The sequence below is a fragment of the Curtobacterium sp. ODYSSEY 48 V2 genome (assembly GCF_023712625.1).
Classification (GTDB): Bacteria; Actinomycetota; Actinomycetes; order Actinomycetales; family Microbacteriaceae; genus Curtobacterium.
The window spans coordinates 1-395 of record NZ_JAMAXX010000060.1 but is presented as its reverse complement, the minus strand read 5'-3'; the positions used below and the strand labels follow the sequence as shown (position 1 = coordinate 395).

The following is a 395-nucleotide window of genomic DNA, read 5'->3' as shown; positions in this document are numbered from 1 at the left end:
ATGTCGGTCTGGCGCGGCCTCTTGCCGAGCGTTTGGCAAGAAGCAAGCTGGGCTTGGTGGGGTTGCCTGCCGGAGCGGGAGACAAGTATCCGGCCTCGTTGTCCGGAGGCATGGTGAAACGAGCAGCACTGGCGAGAGCCTTGGCGCTTGATGCGAACATCCTGTTTCTTGACGAACCCACCGCAGGACTGGATCCAATCGGGGCTGCATCTTTCGACCAATTGATTCTGACCCTGCGCAATGCACTGGGCCTCACGGTGTTTCTGGTAACCCACGACCTCGATACGCTGTACACCATATGCGACCGTGTCGCGGTCCTGGCGAACCAGAAGGTACTCATCAACGACGGCATCGAGGCAGTCGAGCGCTTCAAGCACCCGTGGATACAGGAATAC

At 59.0% G+C, this 395-nt stretch carries 1 protein-coding gene; it reads left to right on the top strand.

Going from position 1 to position 395, the window contains the following annotated elements:
• Positions 1–395, top strand: a 395-nt coding sequence (locus M3666_RS16475; protein WP_251155825.1) for an ATP-binding cassette domain-containing protein, incomplete at both ends; no start/stop codon positions are given.